The 17,108-nt window shown below is 74.2% G+C and carries 18 protein-coding genes; 12 read left to right on the top strand and 6 right to left on the bottom strand.

Going from position 1 to position 17,108, the window contains the following annotated elements; translation table 11 throughout:
* Positions 1-21 precede the first annotated feature (21 nt).
* From Q7L73_RS05060 to Q7L73_RS05045, 4 genes are all read left to right on the top strand, one after another.
* Positions 22-639: a TetR/AcrR family transcriptional regulator gene (locus Q7L73_RS05060; protein WP_304690879.1), complete on the top strand. Its 618-nt coding sequence runs from the start codon at positions 22-24 to the stop codon at positions 637-639.
* 159 nt (positions 640-798) lie between these two features.
* Complete coding sequence (locus Q7L73_RS05055; RefSeq protein WP_304690878.1) at positions 799-2,223, top strand: DHA2 family efflux MFS transporter permease subunit; 1,425 nt, start codon at positions 799-801, stop codon at positions 2,221-2,223.
* Entirely contained in the window at positions 2,220-2,918 is a 699-nt protein-coding gene (locus tag Q7L73_RS05050) for an SGNH/GDSL hydrolase family protein (RefSeq protein ID WP_304690877.1), read from the top strand. Before Q7L73_RS05055 ends, Q7L73_RS05050 begins: the two co-directional genes overlap by 4 nt.
* A gap of 19 nt (positions 2,919-2,937) precedes the next feature.
* Positions 2,938-3,483 carry an NUDIX hydrolase gene (locus Q7L73_RS05045; RefSeq protein ID WP_304690876.1) on the top strand — a complete coding sequence of 182 codons (546 nt, stop codon included), beginning with the start codon at positions 2,938-2,940 and terminating at the stop codon, positions 3,481-3,483.
* Positions 3,484-3,493: 10 nt separating this feature from the next.
* Here the strand turns inward: Q7L73_RS05045 and Q7L73_RS05040 are convergent, their stop codons facing one another.
* From Q7L73_RS05040 to Q7L73_RS05025, 4 genes are all read right to left on the bottom strand, one after another.
* Complete coding sequence (locus Q7L73_RS05040) at positions 3,494-4,042, bottom strand: gamma-glutamylcyclotransferase family protein (RefSeq protein WP_304690875.1); 549 nt, start codon at positions 4,040-4,042, stop codon at positions 3,494-3,496.
* Between the two features lie 22 nt (positions 4,043-4,064).
* Positions 4,065-5,678: a cellulase family glycosylhydrolase gene (locus Q7L73_RS05035; protein WP_304690874.1), complete on the bottom strand. Its 1,614-nt coding sequence runs from the start codon at positions 5,676-5,678 to the stop codon at positions 4,065-4,067.
* A 155-nt stretch (positions 5,679-5,833) separates the two neighbouring features.
* The gene (locus Q7L73_RS05030) at positions 5,834-5,968 is read right to left on the bottom strand and encodes a hypothetical protein (RefSeq protein ID WP_304690872.1); all 135 of its coding nucleotides are present in this window, start codon (positions 5,966-5,968) and stop codon (positions 5,834-5,836) included.
* A 2-nt stretch (positions 5,969-5,970) separates the two neighbouring features.
* Positions 5,971-7,398, bottom strand: a complete 1,428-nt coding sequence (locus tag Q7L73_RS05025; RefSeq protein WP_304690871.1) for a glycosyltransferase family 2 protein — start codon at positions 7,396-7,398, stop codon at positions 5,971-5,973.
* Between the two features lie 188 nt (positions 7,399-7,586).
* On the opposite strand from Q7L73_RS05025, the gene Q7L73_RS05020 reads away from it, so the two are divergent.
* From Q7L73_RS05020 to Q7L73_RS04985, 8 genes are all read left to right on the top strand, one after another.
* Positions 7,587-8,294 (top strand): sensor histidine kinase, encoded by a 708-nt coding sequence (locus Q7L73_RS05020; RefSeq protein ID WP_304715496.1) that lies wholly within the window; start codon positions 7,587-7,589, stop codon positions 8,292-8,294.
* Positions 8,291-8,932, top strand: a complete 642-nt coding sequence (locus Q7L73_RS05015; protein WP_304690869.1) for a response regulator transcription factor — start codon at positions 8,291-8,293, stop codon at positions 8,930-8,932. Before Q7L73_RS05020 ends, Q7L73_RS05015 begins: the two co-directional genes overlap by 4 nt.
* Positions 8,933-8,937: 5 nt before the next feature.
* Entirely contained in the window at positions 8,938-9,531 is a 594-nt protein-coding gene (locus tag Q7L73_RS05010) for an HXXEE domain-containing protein (RefSeq protein WP_304690867.1), read from the top strand.
* A 9-nt stretch (positions 9,532-9,540) separates the two neighbouring features.
* On the top strand, positions 9,541-9,966 hold the full coding sequence (locus tag Q7L73_RS05005; RefSeq protein ID WP_304690866.1) for a VOC family protein: 426 nt from the start codon (positions 9,541-9,543) through the stop codon (positions 9,964-9,966).
* A gap of 93 nt (positions 9,967-10,059) precedes the next feature.
* Entirely contained in the window at positions 10,060-11,733 is a 1,674-nt protein-coding gene (locus tag Q7L73_RS05000) for a DUF1800 family protein (protein WP_304690865.1), read from the top strand.
* Positions 11,733-13,022, top strand: a complete 1,290-nt coding sequence (locus Q7L73_RS04995) for a DUF1501 domain-containing protein (RefSeq protein WP_304690863.1) — start codon at positions 11,733-11,735, stop codon at positions 13,020-13,022. The genes Q7L73_RS05000 and Q7L73_RS04995 overlap by 1 nt, the downstream gene beginning before the upstream one ends.
* A gap of 18 nt (positions 13,023-13,040) precedes the next feature.
* Positions 13,041-14,057, top strand: a complete 1,017-nt coding sequence (locus Q7L73_RS04990; protein WP_304690861.1) for a M48 family metallopeptidase — start codon at positions 13,041-13,043, stop codon at positions 14,055-14,057.
* Positions 14,058-14,126: 69 nt separating this feature from the next.
* Complete coding sequence (locus tag Q7L73_RS04985; protein ID WP_304690860.1) at positions 14,127-15,131, top strand: Gfo/Idh/MocA family protein; 1,005 nt, start codon at positions 14,127-14,129, stop codon at positions 15,129-15,131.
* A gap of 18 nt (positions 15,132-15,149) precedes the next feature.
* Here Q7L73_RS04985 and Q7L73_RS04980 read toward each other — a convergent pair whose 3' ends face one another.
* Together Q7L73_RS04980 and Q7L73_RS04975 are read right to left on the bottom strand one after the other, a co-directional pair.
* A complete protein-coding gene (locus Q7L73_RS04980) occupies positions 15,150-16,250 on the bottom strand; it encodes a pyridoxal-phosphate dependent enzyme (protein WP_304690859.1) in 1,101 nt (366 codons plus the stop codon).
* Complete coding sequence (locus Q7L73_RS04975) at positions 16,247-17,041, bottom strand: hypothetical protein (RefSeq protein WP_304690858.1); 795 nt, start codon at positions 17,039-17,041, stop codon at positions 16,247-16,249. Before Q7L73_RS04975 ends, Q7L73_RS04980 begins: the two co-directional genes overlap by 4 nt.
* Between the last annotated feature and the right edge of the window lie 67 nt (positions 17,042-17,108).

Here is a 17,108-nt window from a genome sequence, read left to right as displayed (position 1 = left end):
CCGGTAGCTAAGATCGGTGCGATGGCACGCAGATCTGCAGCCGACGCGCGCGACACGCGCACCCGCATCGTCGGGCGGGCGCTGCGGATCGCGTCGACCGACGGGCTCGAGGGCGTGACGATCGGCCGCCTCGCCGACAGCCTCGAGATGAGCAAGTCGGGCGTGCTCAACCACTTCCGCACGAAGGAGCTGCTGCAGCTCGCGGTGATCGAGGCCGCGTCGGAGACCTTCCGCGAGGTGGTCTGGGAGCCGGCGCGGCAGGAGAAGCCCGGGATCAAGCGGCTGCTCGCGATCGAGCACAAGTGGATCGACCTGATCAGCGGCGAGATGTGGCCGAGCGGCTGCTTCTGGACCGCCGCCGCGGCCGAGTTCGACGGGCGGCCGGGGCCGGTGCGGGACGCGCTGGCGGAGGCGCTCGGGCGGTTCGAGGTGGCGATGCAGCGCGAGGTCGGGCGCGCGATCGAGGCCGGCGAGCTGCCGGCCGACGCCGATCCCGAGCAGCTCGTCTTCGAGCTGCAGGGGATCGTGATGGCGGTCAACCAGCAGCTGCAGCTGCACGGCAACGCGTCCGCGCCGAGATGGGCGAAGGTCGCGGTCAGGCGGATCCTCGCCGCGCCCATTGTGACCCCGGCCTCTTAAAGTCCGACCGATCGGACTCTAAATGCGGTAGTGTGGGCGGCCACTTCGCCAGTCCGCCCACGCCGCAGCACCGCCGCGCCCGTCGCCGGCGATCCGCGTGATCGCCGCCCCGCCGCGCGCGCCGGCGCAGCGTCCGGCTCTGCCCAGGAGGCATCAGAGATGTCCGTCACCGCCACGTCGCCGGCGCCCCCGCCGGCGGCTCGCTCGCGCGCGCCCGGCGCCGCGATCGCGATCGCCTCGGCCGCGACCTTCGTCGCCTTCCTCGACGTGACCGTCGTCAACGTCGCGCTGCCCGACCTGCAGCGCCACTTCCCGCAGGACTCGCTCGTCGCGCTCTCCTGGGTCGTCGCGGTCTACGGCGTCGTCTTCGCCGCGCTGCTCGCACCGGCCGGCCGGCTCGCCGACGTGCTCGGCCGCAAGGCCGTCTTCCTCGGCGGCTTCGCCGCCTTCACGCTCACCTCGGCGCTGTGCGCGCTGGCGCCGAGCGTGCCGCTGCTGATCGCCGCCCGCGCGCTGCAGGGCGCGGGCGCGGCGTTCATGATCCCGGCCGCGCTCGGGATCGTGCTCGCCGTCGCGGCGCCGGAGAGACGGGCCGCCGCCGTCGGCCTGTGGGGCGCGACGACCTCGATCGCCGCTGCCACCGGCCCCGCGCTCGGCGGCCTGCTGATCGACGCCTTCGACTGGCGCGCGGTCTTCCTCATCAACGTCCCGATCGGGCTCGCGGTGCTGTGGGCCGGCGCGCGGCTGCTGCCGGCGCTGCGGCTCGGTGCCCGCCAGCTGCCCGACCTGCTCGGCTCGCTGCTGCTGGCGGCAGGCGCCGCGCTCGTGCTCGTCGCGTTGACCGAGACCGCCCAGTGGGGCTGGGCCGACGCGCGCACGCTCGTCTGCGCGGCCGTCGGCGGGCTGCTGCTGGCGGTCGTCTGGCGGCGCACCCGCAGCCACCCGGCGCCGGCGCTGGAGACCGACCTCTGGCGCAACCGCTCCTACGCCGCCGCGAGCGTCGCGGCCGGCGTCTACGGACTCGCGCTGTTCGCCTGGATGCTCGCCTGCGTGCTGTTCGTGACCGGCGTCTGGGGCTACTCGATCGTCGAGGCCGGCCTCGCGGTCACGCCCGGCGCGCTGACCTCGGCGGTCGGGGCGGTGCTCGCCGGCAGAGCGGTGGAGCGGCGCGGGCCGGCGCCGGTGGTCGCGGCCGGCGCGGCCCTCTTCGCGCTCGCGGGCGCCTGGTGCGTCGCCGGGATCGGCACGCAGCCGGACTTCCTCGGCTTCTGGCTGCCGCTCGGGCTGCTCGCCGGCGCCGGGATCGGCGTGGCGACGGTCGGCATCAACGCGGCGGCGGTGGGAGCGGTGCCGCCGGAGCGATTCGCGGCCGGGACCGCGCTGATGATGACCGCGCGCCAGTTCGGCGGCGCCCTCGGCGTCGCGCTGCTGGCCACGCTGCTCGACGCCGGCGACGGCTCGATCGGCTCCTTCCGCGGCGTCTTCGGCATCTGCGCCGGAGCCGCCGCGCTGACGCTCCTGTGCGCGCCGTGGCTGGCGCGCTCCTCCGCACCGATCACGACGACCGCGGCGGTGACGCGATGACCCCCATCCACGCGAACGAGCTGGCCGATCCCGACGTGCTCGGCGGCAACGAGGAGTTCGCGCTGCTGCGCGGCGCGCCCTGGCGGCGGCTGGCGGTGCTCGGAGACAGCGCCGCCGCCGGCGTCGGCGACGCGACCGACGGCTACATGCGGATCACCTGGGCCGAGCGGGTCGCGCGCGGGCTGCGCGGCCACCACCCCCAGCTCGTCTACCGCAACTTCGGCCGCAGAGGGCTGGTGACGGCGGAGGTCGCCGCCGAGCAGCTGCAGCCGGCGCTCGCCTTCGCGCCCGACCTGGCGATCGTCGTCGCCGGCGGCAACGACGTGCTGCGGCAGCTGTTCTCGCCCGAGCAGGTCGCGGCCGAGCTGGACGCGATCGTCGCGCCGCTGCGCGCGCAGGGCGCCGACGTCGCGCTCTTCACGCTCTTCGACATCACCTGCGCGGTCGCACTGCCGGAGCCGTGGGGCCGGCGGCTCGGCGAGCGGCTCGGCGCGCTGTCGGCGCTGACGGCGGCGGTTGCGCGCCGTCGCGGCGCGCTGCTGATCGACTGCGCGGGCCATCCGCGCGCCGCCGACCCGTCGCTCTACAGCGGCGACATGATCCATCTCAACATGCGCGGCCAGGCGGTCTGCGCCGGCGCGGCGATGCGGACGCTGTCGCGCGCGCTGCACCCGCCGGTCGAGGCGTTCGCGTAGGACGGCTAGGGTGTCGGGCGTGGCCTGGAGAACGCTCGGCACCCGCCTCGTCTACGCGAACAGATGGATCCGCGTGCGCGAGGACGCGGTCGTCAAGCCGGACGGCGCGGAGGGGATCTACGGCGTCGTCGAGATGGTCAACCCGGCCGTCTTCGTCGTCGCGCTGACCGAGCGCGACGAGGTCGTGCTGGTCGCCGTCGACCGCTACACGACCGGCCTGCGCCGCTCGCTGGAGGTGCCGGCGGGCGCGACCGACGGCGAGGATCCGCTCGTCGCCGCCAGACGCGAGCTGCGCGAGGAGACCGGCCTGCTCGCGGCCGAGTGGACGGCGCTCGGCGGCATGAACGCGCTCAACGGGATCGCCGAGGCGCCCGAGCTGGTCTTCCTCGCGCGCGGCCTGTCGCCCTCCGACGACGGCCACGAGCAGGAGGAGGAGGGGATCTCCGAGGTGCTGAGGGTCCCCTTCGCGGAGGCGCTGGAGCTGGTCCGCGACGGCGAGATCGTCGACGGCGAGACGATCGCCTCGCTCGCGCTCGCCGGCATCGCGCTCGGCCGCTTCCGCTGAGCGCGCGGCCTCAGCCGGGCAGGTCGATCCGCTCCAGCGAGAGCGTCTCGCAGCCGGGCGGCAGCGGCTCGGTGCAGGCGCGGTAGGCGTCGAGCTGCCCGTCGCCGAGCCGCCGGAAGCCGTGCTCGACGTCGTCGACGTACTCCTGGCTGACGACCGCGCGCCGCTCGCGCAGCCCGCGCGCCAGCCGGGCGCGCGCCGCGCGGCTGCCGACGTAGGTCCACACGCGCCCGCGCGGCGCCTCGATCGCCGTCGTCACGTCGACCCGCTCGTAGTTGCGCTCGCGTGCGTCGAGGCGCTCCAGCAGCGGTGCGTCGACCGGCAGGCAGAGGCCGTTGACGGCGCTGCCGTCACGGTCGGCGACGAGGTCGAGGAAGGCGACGAAGACGGCCGGCCGCTCGCCGGTCGCGCGCTGGCGGTACCACTTGTAGCCGGGCAGGTCGCGGCTGTTGTCCATCGCCACGCCCCAGCGCCGCCGGTAGCCGCGCAGGACGGCCGCGTGGCCGTCGCGCGCGTCCGCCGTCAGCGATCCGTAGCCGAAGACCCAATCCGTGCTCATCGCACGGAAGGCCTACCCCAGATCAGTCGATCGTGACGTCGGTCGCTCTGCCGGAGCCGTCGACGCAGAAGCCGGTCGCGGTGTAGGCGGAGCCGTCGACGCGCGCCCACGCGGGCAGCGTCAGCGTCACGCGGCCGCTGTCGCCGCTGCGCTCGGCGTTCCACGTCTGCGCGATGCGGGTCCCGGCCGGCAGCGTCAGCCTTGCCTGCACGCCCGCGAGCGAGCCGGGGCCGCCGCTGACCTCGACGTGGCCGCACCAGCCGGCCTCCCAGCTGCTCTCGACGACGACCGTCGCCAGCAGCGGTCCGGCCGGCTGCGCGGGCGCGGGCTTCGCGGGCTGCGCCGGCTGCACGGGCTGGGCCGGGCGCGACGGCTTCGTTCCTCTCGCCGCCGGCGCTCTTCTGACCGGCCTGCCGGCGCGTCTGGGCACGGTGAAGGCGCCGCGGCTGCCGAACGCGATCCGCTGGCGCTGGATCATCCGCTGCAGCAGCGCGGTCTTGGCGACCTGCACGGTCGTCCAGTCGTCCTTCAGCACGCCGCCGGTGTCGCCCGAGTCGGGGTTCAGCGACCAGTAGGTCCAGGAGGCGCCGGTGCGGCTGATGAAGTCGAAGAACTGGCGCTGCCAGCGGCCCTCGGCGCTCTGCGTGTCGACGTTGCGGCCGCCGAACTCGCCGACGAGGATCGGCGCGATCCCCTGCTCGGCGATGAAGCCGAAGCCCGTTCTCCAGCGCTGCTCCAGCAGCGCGGGCGTGTTCGGTCTGCCGAACCAGGGCTGCGGGAAGACGCCCGGCCCGTACTCGTGCGGCGAGTAGACGAGGCGGTTGGGGCGGTCCAGCCGCACCGGGTGCTTGCGGACCCCTTCGAGGTTGCCGCCCCACCAGTGCGTGTCGAGCTGCTGGCCGGGGACCGGCGCGCCGCCGCCGACGCCCTCGACGACGACCAGCCAGTTCGGCGCGGCGCCGAGCACGGCGTTGCCGGCGCGCTCGGCGGCGCGGCGCCAGTCGGTCGCGCCGCCGGTGCCCCAGGTCGCCTCGCCGTGCGGCTCGTTCTTGAGGTCGGCGCCGATCACGTTCGGCTGGCCGCGGTAGCGCTTGGCCAGCAGCTTCCAGGTCGCGACCCACTGGTCCTCGCTCCAGCCCTGGCCGTACCAGAGCCCCTCCATGTACGCGTTGTCCGCGTGCGAGTGGTTGTCGAGCAGGATCAGGATCCCCTGGCGGCCGGCCTCGGCGATGATCGCGTCCATCGCCTCCAGCGGCGTCAGGCCTCTCAGCGCGGCGTTCTTGCCGTCGGAGAAGTCGATCCCCTGCAGCGGCGCGCGCGAGTGGACGGCCTCCAGCGAGAACGGCAGCCGGATCGTGTTGAAGCCGAGTCTGCGGACCTGCGCGAGCATCGCTCTGTAGTCGCGCGTCCAGAGGCCGTGCACGACGTGGTTGCTGGTCTCGAAGCCGAACCAGTTGACGCCCTGCAGCACGACCGGGCGGCCGGCCGAGTCGACGATCCGCGCGCCCTTGGTCGCCAGCGGGGTCTGGATCACGCTCGCCTTCCGCGCGCTGGCGGCGCCGACCGGCGGTGCGGCGACGACGAAGGTGCTCGCGCCGAGCAGGCCGGCGGCGATGAGGGAGAGCGGGCGGCGCATCCAGGGATCATGCACATGATCGGAGCTTCCGGCGGATTCTGGAGCAGGTGTGGGCGGCATCGGACAGACGGTCGAGCGAAAAGGACGGTGAACGAACGGAGGCCCGCCTGCTCCGGAACAGGCGGGCCTCTGTCGTTGCTTCCCCAGGTTGGCCGCTAGGGGAAGATGTGGCGCACCCGGCGCAGGAGGTTTCGCGTCATCTCCAGCGTCGAGAGCAGGGTCAGGACGGTCAGGACCTTCCAGCCGATGTCGACCGGGGTCGACAGCACGTGGTTGAGCGTCTCGCGCATCGTCACACCACCTCGCCCTGGGCGATCATCGTCTGGCCGGCGGGGAGCCCCTCGGCCTTGTACTGGCGGGCCCAGCCGTCACGGCGGATGCCGACGACGACGGTCGCCCACGAGGTCACCCAGCAGAGCAGGCGGAACCAGAGGTAGATCTCGACCATCACGAGCGTGCCGGCGAGGAAGAGGTCGAGCTTCGTGTGGCCCGGCGTCTTGCGCGCGTGCTTGAAGTTGAGGATCGCGGCGAGCGCCGGCGGGGCGATCCAGATCCAGTTCCACTCGAACGCGCCGATCACCAGCGACGTCGTCAGCAGCAGCACGAGCAGGACGCGCGTCACGGCCTGGATGCCGTTCTTCAGCTGCACGCGCCAGGGGTACATCGTGGTGGCGCCGATCTTCGAGCCGAGCAGCAGGCGGATCATGCCCTCGTCCCACTTGCGCCGCTGGGCCCACAGCGATCTGATCGTCAGCATCGGGCCGGCGTAGGCGCGCGCCTGCGCGGAGACCTTCGTCTCCCAGTCGCGCGCGGACAGCATCCAGGTCAGCTCCATGTCCTCGACCTGGGCCTCCGGATCCCACGGCGAGAGGCGGCGCTCCTCGTCGACGATCTGCTGCAGGGCGCTGACGCGGAAGAGCGTCGCCTGACCGCCGAGCACGTACGTGTTGCGCTTGCGGTGGAGGATGTCGATCGTCCACGAGGCGAACTCGAGCCGCTGCATGCGCACGAGCAGGCGCGCCCACTTCGACTGCCCGAGGTCGGGGTCGAAGGTGTAGCGGGCCATGATGCCGCCGACCTTCGGGCTCGCCTCCAGCTCGTCCTCCAGCGCCTCCAGCGAGTCGGGCGAGAGGATCGTGTCGGCGTCGACGCCGAGCATGTAGTCGTAGCCGTAGGCGACGTACTGCTGCCATGCCATCCGCAGCGCGCCGACCTTGCGGTCTCTGTTGCCGACCGTCTCGATCACGGTCACGCGGCGGCCGAAGCGGCGCGCGATCTCGACCGTCTTGTCGGTGCAGTTGTCGGCGACGACGACAATCCGCTCGGGACGGCGGGTCTGCGCGAGCAGCGCCTGCAGCACGCCGGCGATCGTCCCCTCCTCGTTGTGCGCGGGCACCACGACGACGATCTTCGCGGTGCGCGTCTTCGGCGGGCGGTTCTGGAAGCGGTGCATCGCCAGCGACGCGTTCCAGTAGAGCTGCGTCAGCTTGTTGGAGATCGACGCGCGCGGCTGCGGCCGGGCCGGCGCGTTCTCCTGCTGCTGTCCGAACGGGACGAGCTCGGTGCTCGTGCTCTGGCGCTGCGCCTTGCGCTGCGCACGGCTCAGCCGGCGCTTGGGAGCGCCGTGGCTGCGCCTGCCGAAGAGGCGCGTTCCGCTGTCCTCATGAGGACTGCGGGTGCGCCCACCCGGAGTGGGGGAGGTGCTGCGATCTGCGGCCATGCATCGATGGTGGGCTACACGATGCGTGCAGACATGGGTCTTTAACGCGCAAAACCTGTGCGAGTTCTCGCAGCTTTGGTGAGGTTTCGGTAAGTGTGCGCTGGAGCACAGAGGTTTTTCCACAGATCTCTGGCCTGAAACACTTTGCAGTGGTGACGCGCCTCAAGCCCGTGGGTAACGCTGCCGACATGGGACACGTGGACCCTTCCACCCCGCCCCATCTCCGCACACGCGTGCGCGACGCCGTCGAGGCGGAGCGGGCGCAGACGCGTGCATGGCTGCACGACTCCGTGCTGCAGGTGCTGGAGTACCTCGCGGCAGGCGGCTATGCCGACGAGCCCGACGCGGCCGAGCTGAGCCGCATCGCCGCCGACGCCGCGACCGAGCTGCGCGCCTTCGTCGAGGGCCGCGAGGCGGAGGAGGTCGCCGCCGGCGAGGGCGAGCTGTGCGCGCGCCTCAACGCCGCCGTCGAGGCCGAGCGGGAGCTGGGCGAGCACGAGATCGGGATCGTCTTCGGCGAGTTCGAGCGCGCGGTCGACGGTGCCGCGGCCGAGCAGCTCGCCTCCGCCGCGCGCGAGGCGCTGCGCAACACCCGCAAGCACGCCAGTGCGACGCGGGCGCTCGTGACCGCCGACGTCGTCGGCGGCGTCGCGACCGTGATCGTCAGCGACGACGGCGCCGGCTTCGACCTCGCCGCCGTGCGGCAGACCGGCGCCGGCCTGCGCGAGTCGATCGTCGGCCGGCTCGGCCGCGCGGGCGGCTCCGCGACCGTCCGCTCGCGCCCAGGCCACGGCACGCGCGTGACGCTGCGGCTGCCGCTGGCGGAGCCGACCGCCGCCGACCCGGTCGCCGAGAGCCCGATCCTGCCGCAGGCGCCGCGGGAGCGGGCCGCATGAGGATCCGCGTGCTCGTCGTCGAGGACTTCCCGCTCGTGCGCGACGGCGTCGTCGCCGCGCTCGGCCGCGATCCGGGGATCGAGGTCGTCGGCGCCGCCGGCGACGGGCGCGAGGGCCTGGAGCTGGCCCACGCGCACAGACCGGACGTGATCCTGCTCGACCTGCACATGCCCGAGATCGGCGGGATGATGGTGCTGGAGCGGCTGCGCAACGAGCTGCCGGCGACGAAGGCGATCGTGATGACCGCGACCGAGAAGGCCGAGCCGCTGCTCGACGCGGTCGCCGCCGGTGCCGCCGGCTACCTGACCAAGCGCACCAGCGGCGAGGAGCTGCGTCAGGCGATCATGACCGTCCACGGCGGCGGCTCGGTGATCGCGCCGCAGCTCGCCCCCCACCTGCTGCAGGCGTACTCGCGCGCGACCAACGGCGAGACGCCCGACGTGCGCCAGAAGCTGACCGCGACCGAGCACGAGGTGCTGCGGCTGGTCGCGCAGGGGCTGACCGACAGACAGATCGCCGAGCATCTCTACGTCTCCCCCCGCACGGTCCAGAACCATCTCGGGCGGATACGCGACAAGACCAACCTCAAGCGCCGCTCCGAGCTGGCCCGCTGGGCCGTGCTGCACGCCGTCTACTAGCCCGCATGGCCGCCTTCGACCGCACCCACGGCCGCTGGCCGTGGCTCGCCGGCGCCGCCGCGCCGGCCGCGACCGCGCTGCTGGTCGCGCGCCGCTCCGAGCTGCGCGCCGACCTCCGCTGGGCGACGGCGACCGCGCCGGCCGCGCTCCTCTGGCATCAGACGGAGGAGTGGCTGTGGCCGGGCGGCTTCCTGCCGTGGATGAACCGCGAGGTGATCGGCGCGGCGCAGGACGAGTTCCCGATCACGCGCCGCGACGGGCTCGTGATCAACGTCGCGATCGGCTGGACGCTCGCAGGCGCGACGGCGGTGCGCGGGCTCGACGCGCCGGCGCTTGCCGCCAGCGCGCTCGCGGTCAACGTCGCCAACGGCGCGATGCACGTCGGCCTGGCGGCGCGGCGGCGGCGCTGGAACCCGGGTGCGGTCACCTCCGCGACGCTCTTCCTGCCGCTCGGGATCGCCGGCCTCGCGGCGATCGCGCGCGACCCGCGCGGCGGCCGGCGGCCGCTCGCGATCGGGCTCGCCGTCGGCGCCGCCTCCGGCATCGGCACGATGGCGGGGATGAGAGCGCGGCTGCGGCGTTCGGGCGGCCCGCGCTAGCGTGGGCGCATGCCCACCGCCTTCGTCCACACCTGCATCCGCTCGCTCGACGTCGACGCCTCGATCGCCTTCTACGGGCTGCTCGGCTACGAGCAGCGCGGCCGGCTCGTCTTCGACAGCGCCTACAACGTCTACCTCGGCCTGCCCGGGGGCGGCGACACGCTCGAGCTGACCGTCAACGTCGGCCGCACCGAGCCGTACGACCTCGGCGACGGCTACAACCACATGGCGCTCGTCGTCGACGACCTCGACGCGCTGCTGGCGCGCCTGGCGGCCGCGGGCGTCGAGCCGGAGAAGGCGCCGTACGCGCCCGGCGGCCGCGCGGAGATCGGCCGCATCTGCTTCGTCACAGACCCCGACGGCTACCGCATCGAGCTGATCGACGGCGGCGCCTTCCCGACGCCGCAGGACCCGCCGCACCCCGCGACCGTCTAGCACACGCGCTAGCTCGAAAGAGGGAGCAGGTCGGGAAGAAGGTCCCACGCCGCGCCCGCCCGCGCGCCGTACCGTCGTCGAGAGGGAGCCAGGATGGCGAGATCGACGAAACGGAAGCGGCGCGCGAAGCGCTGCGTCAGCAGAGCGCAGAGACGGCGCACGCCGGCGAGGCGGACCGCGAAGAGACGGTCGGCGGCGCCGCGCTGCAGAGCGCCGGTGCGCAGAGCGGCGAGAAGAGCGCCCAGACGGCGGCCGGCGGCGAGAAGACGGCCTGCCGCGAGACGCCCGCCCGCGCACCCGACGCTCCCGACGTTGCCGGCCGACACGCCGGTGCCGGGGCTGCCGCCGGCCGAGACCCCGCCGGCGCCGCTCCCGCAGAGCCCGCCGCCCGGCGGGGACCCGCCACCGGTCGACCCGCCGCCGGCCGGCATCGACCGCTACGCCGGCCCGTTCGGGATCGAGCAGGCGACGCGGCTGCTGTGGCGCGCCGGCTTCGGGCCGCGCCGCGGCGAGGCGGCGGCGTTCGCCGCGCTCGGGCTCGACGGCGCCGTCGCGGCGCTCACGCGCGTCTCCGGCACGCCGCAGCTGATCGGCCCGGCCCCGTACACCGAGTTCGACGACCACCTCGAGCCGGGCGTGCTGTTCGAGCACGACCAGCTCGGCTGGATGGACCGGATGGTCCGCTCGACGCAGCCGTTCGTCGAGCGGATCGCGCTGCTGTGGCACGACTGGTTCGGCGTCAGCGACGACAACGTCGGCCAGTACACGCTGCTGGCGAGACACATCGACCTCTTCCGTCAGCACGGGCGCGGCTCGTTCCGCGACCTCGCCCGCCGCGTGATGGAGGACGGCGCGATGCTCGTGCGGCTCGACGGCGTCTCCAACCAGCGCCACCGCCCGAACGAGAACTTCGCGCGCGAGCTGATGGAGCTGTTCACGCTCGGCCCCGACCGCGGCGCCTACACCGAGCGCGACATCCGCGAGGCCGCCCGCGGGCTGACCGGCTGGAGCGGCAGCTTCCACCAGCCCAACGGCTGGGACGCCTTCTGGTTCGACCCGCAGTGGCACGACGCCGGCGACAAGCGGATCTTCGGCGTGCTCGACGACTACGATCCCGACGACGTCGTCGACGCCTGCGTCACGCATCCGCTGCATCCGTCGTTCTTCGTGCTGAAGCTGTGGTCGGCGTTCGTCGCCGCGCCGCCGCCGGCCGGCCAGCGGCAGGCGCTGGAGCGGCTCTACGTCGAGAGCGGCTACGCGGTGCTGCCGCTGATCGAGGCGATCCTCAAGCACCCGGCCGTCTACGCCGGCCCGCCGCTCGTCAAGCCGCCGGTCGTCTACGCCGCCGGGCTGCTGCGCGCGCTCGGCGCCGGGATCGAGTCGATCGCCTGGACCGGGGTCACCGGCGACGCCGGCCAGCGGCTCCACCACCCGCCCAACATCGCCGGCTGGCGCGAGGACCGCTGGCTCGACACCTCGACGCTGCACGCGCGCTGGAAGCTCGCCGGGATCGCGCTGAAGGGCCGCCACCTGACGGCCGACTCGCCCTACCCGGCGCAGGAGACGCCGGCCGAGGCGGTCGCGCTGGCGCTGCGCTTCTGGGACGACCCGCCCGTGCAGGCCGACACGGTCGCGGTGCTGGTCGAGACGGCGGGGCGGCTGGCGCAGGTGGCCGACGGCGGCCTGCCGCCCGCCGGCCGCAACGCGCTGCGCCAGACGATCCTGCGCCACCTGCTGATCGCCTCCCCCGACGGGCAGGTCTGCTGATGCGCCACTGCGACCACGAGACGCCGCCGCCGGCTGGCAGCAGGCTCACGCGCCGCTCGCTGCTGCTCGGCGGCGCCGGGCTCGCGCTGACGGTCTTCGGCGGCCGGCTGCTGGCGCCGCAGGCGTTCGCGGAGGGGATCGCCGGGGCCGCGCAGGCCGCGCCCGGCGCGCCCGTGATCGTCTCCGTCTTCCTCTCCGGCGGCGTCGACGGGATCGCGCTGCTGCCGCCGGTCGCCGACCCGCGCTACACGCCCGCGCTGCGGCCGTCGCTGTGGGTCGACCCGGCCTCGACGCTCCCGCTGCAGGGCAGCAGCGCGCTGCGCTGGCATCCGGCCGCGGGCGCCTTCAAGCAGCTGCACGACAGCGGGCGCCTCACGCTCTTCCCGGCGATCGGCTACGAGCACGCGAACGGCTCGCACTTCACCTCGCGCCACTTCTACGAGGTCGGCGCGACCGACCCCGACGGCGCGACCGGCTGGCTCGGCCGCTGGCTCGACCGCGTCGGCGAGGACCACAACCCGGTCCAGGGCTTCACCGTCGGGCCGACGCTGTCGCCGGCGCTGGCGACCGGGCGCGTCGCGGTCGCCGCGGCCGAGGCGCCCTCCGCCTACACGTTCGAGACGCCAGGCGTCTTCGGCGGCGGCTGGCAGCAGGAGCTGCTGCGCGGCCACGAGCGGCTCGGCCAGCTGACCTCCGCCGACCCCGTCCTCGGCCCCGCGCGCGAGCGTCACCGCGACGCCGCCGACCTGCGCCGGACGCTCGCGACGCCGCTGCAGAGCGGCGCGGTCGCCTATCCGGACAACCGCCTCGGCGACCGCCTGCGCGATACCGCGCGGCTGCTCGGCGCCGGCCTGCCGATCCGCGCCGCCGCGCTCGACGCGCACGCCGACTTCGACACCCACGCCGGTCAGGACGGCGTCTTCGGCGAGCAGGTCGCCGGCTGCGGCGCGGCGCTCGCCGCCTTCCAGGCCGACCTCGAGGCGCGCGGGCTGGGCGATCGCGTGCTGACGCTCGTCTGGAGCGAGTTCGGCCGCCGCCCGGAGGAGAACGGCTCCGGCGGGACCGACCACGGCGCCGGCGGCGTCGCGTTCCTGATCGGGACGCGCGTGCGCGGCGGCCTCGTCGGCGAGTTCCGCGGCCTCGGCGCGCTCGACGAGGAGGGCAACCTGCTGCCGAGCAGCGACTTCCGCGCGCTCTACGCGAGCGTGCTGGAGCAGTGGCTCGGGCACGACGCCGCGGCGGTGATCCCCGGCGCCGACGGCTTCGCCCGTTATGCGCTGTTGAGATGAGCGCGTATCGTGGCGTGAATGACCTCCTCTGATGCACCCGTCAAGGGCTTCCAGCTGAAGGACATCTCGCCGCGCGCCTGGCAGCACCCCGCCGACCGCGCCGCGACCGCCGCGCTCGGTTCGATCCCGTACCTCGACACGGTCGTCAGGACGCTGATCCAGCTCGGCTACGAGAACGCGCTGCGGCAGGCGTCGCTGGGCGCCTCGGTGCGGCTCGGCGAGAATCAGCTGCCGGAGGTCTGGAGCGACCACGTCTTCGCCTACTCGACGCTCGACATGGAGCCGGTCCCGTCGCTCTACGTGACGCAGAACCCGTTCGCGAACGCCTTCGCGATCGGCGCCAAGGACCCGATCGTCGTCATCAACTCCGAGCTGCTGCAGCTGCTCGACGCGCCGCAGCGGCGCGCGGTCTTCGCGCACGAGGCGGCGCACATCCTCTCCGACCACCAGCTCTACCGCACGGCGCTGCTGATCCTGCTGCGGCTGACGGCGACGGCGAAGATCGCGCTGCCGCTGATCCCGGTGCGGACCGCGCTGATGGAGTGGTACCGCGCCACCGAGCTGAGCTGCGACCGCGCCGCCGCGATCGTCTCGCGCGACCCGCTCGCGGTCTGCAAGACGCTGATGGCGATCAGCGCCGGCGCGATGACCGACCAGCTCGAGCTGGATGCCTTCATGGCGCAGTCGATGGAGTACGCCGAGCAGGGCGGCGGCCTCGAGCGGCTCACGCGCCTGATGCTCGACCTCGGCGTCAGCCATCCGCTGCCGGTCCGCCGCACGCGCGAGCTGATGCTGTGGGTCCGCTCCGGCGACTTCGACCGGATCGTCGGCGGCGACTACCTCAGACGCGACGACCCGGTCAGCGTCAGAGCCGAGGCCGGCGAAGCCGTCTCCTTCTACAGCGACCGCTTCAAGGAGGCGTTCAAGGACGCCGGCGAGACGATCGGCCAGGGCGGCCAGCAGCTCGCCGACTGGCTGCGCAAGGCGAAGGACGACCTCGGCGGCAGAGGCGACGACGGCGACGAGGACGCCTAGCGTTCGCCAGGCCCCGCCCATAGAATTCCCGTACTAGATTCGGGATTCACGTATGGGAACGGAGTCGATGTGGGTGCAGCAGCTGATGCGGGGCTGATCCGGCTCGGAATCGCCGGCGGCGGGATCATGGGCGAGCGGATCGCGGCGGCCGCCGCGGCGCTCGACGGCGTCGAGGTGCGGGCGGTCGCGGACGCCAACCCGGTCAGCCGCGCGCGCATCGCGGAGCGCTTCGGCGCCGCCGCGCACGCCTCCTGGGAGGCGCTCGTCGAGGGCGGTGAGGTCGATGCGCTCTACGTCGGCCTGCCCAACCACCTGCACGCCGACGCCGCGGTCGCCGCCGCCGAGGCAGGGCTGCACCTGCTCGTCGACAAGCCGCTCTGCACGACGCTCGCCGACGCCGACCGCGTGCTCGCGGCCGCCGCGCGCGCCGACGTGCGGCTGATGGTCGGCTTCAGCCATCGCTTCCACGTCGAGCTGGCGACGGCGAAGCGGATGCTCGCCGCGGGCGAGCTGGGCGATCCCGTGCTCGCCGTCGACACGATCGTCGACAGCGCTCCCGCCGGACCCGCCTGGTACTGGGACCCGGCGGCAGGCGGCGGCGTCGTGCAGCTGCAGATGCACCACAGCTTCGACCGCCTCGCGTGGCTGCTCGGCAGCCCGGTCGTGCAGGTGCAGGCGAGCGTCCACGAGCGGCCGGTCGGCGACGGGCCGGCGGTCGACGTCGCCGCCGCCGTCACGCTGACGTTCGCCAACGGCGCGGTCGGCACCTCGGCCGCCTCGTTCGTGACCGGCTACGACGGCGACGGGATCGTCGAGCTGGCGATCCAGGGCACGCACGGGCACGTGCGGATCGAGACCTGGCAGGCGATCGAGGCGCAGACGGCCCGCTTCGCCTTCGACCAGCGCCAGCGCCGCGACGACTGGCTCGGCGCGGAGCTGGGCGAGTTCGCCGCCGCGATCCGCGAGCGGCGCGACCCGAGCGTCAGCGGCGAGGACGGCCGCCGCGCCCTGCGGGTCGCGCTGGCGGCGCTGGAGTCGGCGCGGACCGGCGCGGCGGTCGACGTGACGCCGTAGCCGAGCGGGTCGCGGGCGCTACAGCGCCCGCAGCAGCTCGCCGTCGGCGGCGCGCAGGTCGGCGAGCAGCGCGGGCGCGTAGGCGAACAGCGCGACGTTGCCGCCGGTGTGGAGGAAGACGACCTGCTCGCCGTCCGGCGCGAGCGTGCCGGCCTCCGCGTCGGCGATCAGCGCCGCCATCGCCTTGCCGGTGTACACCGGGTCGAGGAAGACGCCCTCGCTGCGGGCGACGCGGCGGATCGCCGCCAGGCCCTCCGGCGTCGGCACCGCGTAGCCGCCGCCGACGTGCGCGGCGCTGCTGTCGACGTCACCGCGCGCGACGAGCGACGACGGCAGGTCGAGCAGCTCCGCGGCCGCGCGGGCGGCCGCCGCGATCGTCTCCGCGACCGGGTACTCGGCGCCGAGCGGCGCGATCCCGCGCACCCGCAGCGGCCAGCCGAGCGCGCGCGAGCCGAGCAGGTAGCCGGCCTGCGCCGAGCCGACGGCGGCGGTCACGAGCAGCGCCGGGCGACGGCCGCCGGTCGGCCCGGCGGGGTCGTCGCACTGCGCCAGCGTCTCCAGCGCCGCCTCGGCGAAGGCGACCGTGCCGAGCGTCTCCGAGCGCGGATAGGTGATCAGGTACGGCCGCCGGCCCTGCGCCCGCAGGCGCTCCGCGAGCCGGGCCTTGGCCGCCTCGTAGGCGGGACCGAGCGGCTCCTCGAGCGTGTGGACGGTCGCGCCGGCGAGCAGGTCGAGCAGGACGTTGCCCTGGTCGTCGGGCTGGTCGTAGGCGCGGCTGAGCACGAGCTGGCAGGCGAGCCCGAGCCGCGCGCAGGCCGCCGACAGCATGCGGCAGTAGTTCGACTGCAGCGCGCCGCCGTGCACGATCGTGTCGGCTCCGCGCGCGAGCGCGTCGCCGAGCAGCAGGTCGAGCTGACGGACCTTGTTGCCGCCGAAGGCGAGCCCGGAGAGGTCCTCGCGCTTGGCCAGCAGCCGCTCGCCGAGGCCCAGCTGCGCGCCGAGCCGCGGCCACCGCTCCAGCGGCGTCGGAAAGGTCCCGAGGCCGGCGCGCGGGAAGGCGGCCAGCCGCCGCGCCAGCTCGCCGGGCGCGAGCGGCGCCGGCCCGTCCGTGCGGCTCATGCGTCGCCCGCGGCCGCGCGCGGCGCCACGACGGCCGGCGCCGCGGCCGGGTAGCGCGCCGCCAGCGCCGGGTCGTGGTCGGCGAGGACGACGTCGCAGGTCCGCTTCCAGCGCTTGATCGCGCGGCGGCACTCGGCGGCGTGCTCGGCGATGCCGATCGGGATCTCGGCGTCGACGTTCTCCTGCAGGAAGGCGGTCTCGAGGATGCCGACCAGGCCCTGCTCGCGGGTCCGCACTCTCACGCCGGCCGAGCCGGGGTGGTGGCCGCCGGTCGTCTCGAAGACGACGCCGGGGACGACCTCGGTCGGCTCGTCGACGACCCGCAGGCGGCCGTCGACCGCCAGCTCGCGCAGGTGGGCCCACGAGCGGGCGGTGAAGAAGAACTCGGTCGGCGGATGGCCGGGCGGGTCGCACAGCAGCTCGGTCATGCCGGCCTTCGACAGCCACACCTCGGCGCGCGGCAGCAGCTCCGGCACGATCCCGCCCGAGTGGTAGGTGACCGGCTGGGTGACGCAGCACCAGTCGATCTGCTCGGGCGCGACGCCCTCCGCCGCCAGCACGTCGGCGAGCGGTCGCACGTCGCGGTAGACGCCGGTGCCGCGCAGCGCCGCGAGGTCGGCGGCGTCGGGCGGCAGGCCGCTGTCGAGCAGGCCGACGCGCCCGTCCTCGGAGCGGACGATCCAGACGTAGAACCAGAGGTCGATCACGCGGTCGTCGTCGCGGCCGAAGAAGCACTTCGAGGCCGGCACCTCGTGGACGGCGACCGGGCAGGCGGTCAGCGCGTGGAGCATGCGCGCCAACCTATCTCGACCCCGGCCGTGAATTCAAGTATGAGTACGCAGATTCTCAGGTGAGAAA

It is taken from the genome of Conexibacter sp. CPCC 205762, from assembly GCF_030646155.1.
GTDB lineage: Bacteria > Actinomycetota > Thermoleophilia > Solirubrobacterales > Solirubrobacteraceae > Conexibacter.
This window is presented reverse-complemented; position numbering and strand designations above follow the sequence as displayed.